Consider the following 5,097-nt stretch of genomic DNA (forward strand, 5'->3'; position numbering starts at 1 on the left):
AACAGGTTATAAAAAAAGTTAAAAAAACCTGTTGACAGAGAAAAATGACTGTGATATACTAATATAGTTGTCGCAAGCGCGACAAAGACCTTTGAAAACTGAACAAGACGAACCAATGTGCAGGGCACTATAACTGAAGTTATAGTACTGAACAATGAAAAAACAATAAATCTGTCAGTGACAGAAATGAGTGAGAACTCAAACTTTTAATGAGAGTTTGATCCTGGCTCAGGACGAACGCTGGCGGCGTGCCTAATACATGCAAGTAGAACGCTGAAGCTTGGTGCTTGCACCGAGCGGATGAGTTGCGAACGGGTGAGTAACGCGTAGGTAACCTGCCTGGTAGCGGGGGATAACTATTGGAAACGATAGCTAATACCGCATAACAGTAGATATTGCATGATATCTACTTGAAAGGTGCAATTGCATCACTACCAGATGGACCTGCGTTGTATTAGCTAGTTGGTGAGGTAACGGCTCACCAAGGCGACGATACATAGCCGACCTGAGAGGGTGATCGGCCACACTGGGACTGAGACACGGCCCAGACTCCTACGGGAGGCAGCAGTAGGGAATCTTCGGCAATGGACGGAAGTCTGACCGAGCAACGCCGCGTGAGTGAAGAAGGTTTTCGGATCGTAAAGCTCTGTTGTAAGAGAAGAACGAGTGTGAGAGTGGAAAGTTCACACTGTGACGGTATCTTACCAGAAAGGGACGGCTAACTACGTGCCAGCAGCCGCGGTAATACGTAGGTCCCGAGCGTTGTCCGGATTTATTGGGCGTAAAGCGAGCGCAGGCGGTTAGATAAGTCTGAAGTTAAAGGCTGTGGCTTAACCATAGTACGCTTTGGAAACTGTTTAACTTGAGTGCAAGAGGGGAGAGTGGAATTCCATGTGTAGCGGTGAAATGCGTAGATATATGGAGGAACACCGGTGGCGAAAGCGGCTCTCTGGCTTGTAACTGACGCTGAGGCTCGAAAGCGTGGGGAGCAAACAGGATTAGATACCCTGGTAGTCCACGCCGTAAACGATGAGTGCTAGGTGTTAGACCCTTTCCGGGGTTTAGTGCCGTAGCTAACGCATTAAGCACTCCGCCTGGGGAGTACGACCGCAAGGTTGAAACTCAAAGGAATTGACGGGGGCCCGCACAAGCGGTGGAGCATGTGGTTTAATTCGAAGCAACGCGAAGAACCTTACCAGGTCTTGACATCCCTCTGACCGCTCTAGAGATAGAGCTTTCCTTCGGGACAGAGGTGACAGGTGGTGCATGGTTGTCGTCAGCTCGTGTCGTGAGATGTTGGGTTAAGTCCCGCAACGAGCGCAACCCCTATTGTTAGTTGCCATCATTCAGTTGGGCACTCTAGCGAGACTGCCGGTAATAAACCGGAGGAAGGTGGGGATGACGTCAAATCATCATGCCCCTTATGACCTGGGCTACACACGTGCTACAATGGCTGGTACAACGAGTCGCAAGTCGGTGACGGCAAGCTAATCTCTTAAAGCCAGTCTCAGTTCGGATTGTAGGCTGCAACTCGCCTACATGAAGTCGGAATCGCTAGTAATCGCGGATCAGCACGCCGCGGTGAATACGTTCCCGGGCCTTGTACACACCGCCCGTCACACCACGAGAGTTTGTAACACCCGAAGTCGGTGAGGTAACCATTTGGAGCCAGCCGCCTAAGGTGGGATAGATGATTGGGGTGAAGTCGTAACAAGGTAGCCGTATCGGAAGGTGCGGCTGGATCACCTCCTTTCTAAGGATAAGGAATGCACATTGGTCTTGTTTAGTCTTGAGAGGTCTTGTGGGGCCTTAGCTCAGCTGGGAGAGCGCCTGCTTTGCACGCAGGAGGTCAGCGGTTCGATCCCGCTAGGCTCCATTGGTGAGAGATCACCAAGTAATGCACATTGAAAATTGAATATCTATATCAAATAGTAACAAGAAAATAAACCGAAAACGCTGTAGTATTAATAAGAGTTTATGACTGAAAGGTCAAAAAAATAAGGTTAAGTTAATAAGGGCGCACGGTGGATGCCTTGGCACTAGGAGCCGAAGAAGGACGTGACAAACGACGATATGCCTTGGGTAGCTGTAAGTAAGCGATGATCCAGGGATTTCCGAATGGGGGAACCCAACAGGTACTACCTGTTACCCATATCTGTTAAGGATATGAGGAGGAAGACGCAGTGAACTGAAACATCTAAGTAGCTGCAGGAAGAGAAAGCAAAAGCGATTGCCTTAGTAGCGGCGAGCGAAACGGCAGGAGGGCAAACCGAAGAGTTTACTCTTCGGGGTTGTAGGACTGCAATGTGGACTCAAAGACTATAGAAGAATGACATGGGAAGGTCAGCCAAAGAGAGTGAGAGCCTCGTATTTTAAATAGTCTTTGTACCTAGCAGTATCCTGAGTACGGCGGGACACGTGAAATCCCGTCGGAATCTGGGAGGACCATCTCCCAACCCTAAATACTCCCTAGTGACCGATAGTGAACCAGTACCGTGAGGGAAAGGTGAAAAGCACCCCGGGAGGGGAGTGAAATAGAACCTGAAACCGTGTGCCTACAACAAGTTCGAGCCCGTTAATGGGTGAGAGCGTGCCTTTTGTAGAATGAACCGGCGAGTTACGATATGATGCGAGGTTAAGTTGAAGAGACGGAGCCGTAGGGAAACCGAGTCTGAATAGGGCGTCTTAGTATTATGTCGTAGACCCGAAACCATGTGACCTACCCATGAGCAGGTTGAAGGTGCGGTAAGACGCACTGGAGGACCGAACCAGGGCACGTTGAAAAGTGCTTGGATGACTTGTGGGTAGCGGAGAAATTCCAAACGAACTTGGAGATAGCTGGTTCTCTCCGAAATAGCTTTAGGGCTAGCGTCGACATCAAGATTCTTGGAGGTAGAGCACTGTTTGGGTGAGGGGTCCATCCCGGATTACCAATCTCAGATAAACTCCGAATGCCAATGAATTATGGTCGGCAGTCAGACTGCGAGTGCTAAGATCCGTAGTCGAAAGGGAAACAGCCCAGACCACCAGCTAAGGTCCCAAAATAATTGTTAAGTGGAAAAGGATGTGGGGTTGCACAGACAACTAGGATGTTAGCTTAGAAGCAGCTATTCATTCAAAGAGTGCGTAATAGCTCACTAGTCGAGTGACCCTGCGCCGAAAATGTACCGGGGCTAAAACAATTTACCGAAGCTGTGGATACCTTTATAGGTATGGTAGGAGAGCGTTCTATGTGTGGTGAAGGTGTACCGTGAGGAGCGCTGGAACGCATAGAAGTGAGAATGCCGGTATGAGTAGCGAAAGACAGGTGAGAATCCTGTCCACCGTAAGACTAAGGTTTCCAGGGGAAGGCTCGTCCGCCCTGGGTTAGTCGGGACCTAAGGAGAGACCGAAAGGTGTATCCGATGGACAACAGGTTGATATTCCTGTACTAGAGTATGTAGTGATGGAGGGACGCAGTAGGCTAACTAAAGCAGACGATTGGAAGTGTCTGTCTAAGCAGTGAGGTGTGAATTGAGTCAAATGCTTAATTCTATAACATTGAGCTGTGATGGGGAGCGAAGTTTAGTAGCGAAGTTAGTGACGTCACACTGCCAAGAAAAGCTTCTAGCGTTAAACATACTCTACCCGTACCGCAAACCGACACAGGTAGTCGAGGCGAGTAGCCTCAGGTGAGCGAGAGAACTCTCGTTAAGGAACTCGGCAAAATGACCCCGTAACTTCGGGAGAAGGGGTGCTGACTTTAAGTCAGCCGCAGTGAATAGGCCCAAGCAACTGTTTATCAAAAACACAGCTCTCTGCTAAATCGTAAGATGATGTATAGGGGGTGACGCCTGCCCGGTGCTGGAAGGTTAAGAGGAGTGCTTAGGAGTAATCCGAAGGTATGAATTGAAGCCCCAGTAAACGGCGGCCGTAACTATAACGGTCCTAAGGTAGCGAAATTCCTTGTCGGGTAAGTTCCGACCCGCACGAAAGGCGTAATGATTTGGGCACTGTCTCAACGAGAGACTCGGTGAAATTTTAGTACCTGTGAAGATGCAGGTTACCCGCGACAGGACGGAAAGACCCCATGGAGCTTTACTGCAGTTTGATATTGAGTGTCTGTACCACATGTACAGGATAGGTAGGAGTCTATGAGATCGGGACGCCAGTTTCGAAGGAGACGCTGTTGGGATACTACCCTTGTGTTATGGCCACTCTAACCCGGATAGGTGATCCCTATCGGAGACAGTGTCTGACGGGCAGTTTGACTGGGGCGGTCGCCTCCTAAAAGGTAACGGAGGCGCCCAAAGGTTCCCTCAGAATGGTTGGAAATCATTCGCAGAGTGTAAAGGTATAAGGGAGCTTGACTGCGAGAGCTACAACTCGAGCAGGGACGAAAGTCGGGCTTAGTGATCCGGTGGTTCCGTATGGAAGGGCCATCGCTCAACGGATAAAAGCTACCCTGGGGATAACAGGCTTATCTCCCCCAAGAGTTCACATCGACGGGGAGGTTTGGCACCTCGATGTCGGCTCGTCGCATCCTGGGGCTGTAGTCGGTCCCAAGGGTTGGGCTGTTCGCCCATTAAAGCGGCACGCGAGCTGGGTTCAGAACGTCGTGAGACAGTTCGGTCCCTATCCGTCGCGGGCGTAGGAAATTTGAGAGGATCTGCTCCTAGTACGAGAGGACCAGAGTGGACTTACCGCTGGTGTACCAGTTGTCTTGCCAAAGGCATCGCTGGGTAGCTATGTAGGGAAGGGATAAACGCTGAAAGCATCTAAGTGTGAAACCCACCTCAAGATGAGATTTCCCATGATTTTATATCAGTAAGAGCCCTGAGAGATGATCAGGTAGATAGGTTAGAAGTGGAAGTGTGGCGACACATGTAGCGGACTAATACTAATAGCTCGAGGACTTATCCAAAGTAACTGAGAATACGAAGTGTGAAGGTTTTCTTGGCATTTGATAGATATTCAATTTTGAGTAGGTATTACTCAGAGTTAAGTGACGATAGCCTAGGAGATACACCTGTACCCATGCCGAACACAGAAGTTAAGCCCTAGAACGCCGGAAGTAGTTGGGGGTTGCCCCCTGTGAGATATGGAAGTCGCTTAGCT

1 tRNA gene and 3 rRNA genes are annotated in these 5,097 nt (G+C 49.6%); all 4 read left to right on the top strand.

Annotated features, from left to right (window positions below):
* Nucleotides 1-205: 205 nt before the first annotated feature.
* A 16S ribosomal RNA gene (locus QM810_RS09320) occupies nucleotides 206-1,753 on the top strand.
* Nucleotides 1,754-1,803: 50 nt separating this feature from the next.
* A tRNA-Ala gene (locus QM810_RS09325) sits at nucleotides 1,804-1,876 on the top strand.
* Nucleotides 1,877-2,001: 125 nt separating this feature from the next.
* A 23S ribosomal RNA gene (locus QM810_RS09330) occupies nucleotides 2,002-4,903 on the top strand.
* 77 nt (nucleotides 4,904-4,980) lie between these two features.
* Nucleotides 4,981-5,096, top strand: a 5S ribosomal RNA gene (gene rrf / locus QM810_RS09335).
* The 16S, 23S and 5S rRNA genes sit together here with 1 tRNA gene alongside, the layout of an rRNA operon.
* Nucleotide 5,097: the final 1 nt, after the last annotated feature.

It is taken from the genome of Streptococcus infantis (genome assembly GCF_047464155.1).
Classification (GTDB): Bacteria; Bacillota; Bacilli; order Lactobacillales; family Streptococcaceae; genus Streptococcus; species Streptococcus infantis_U.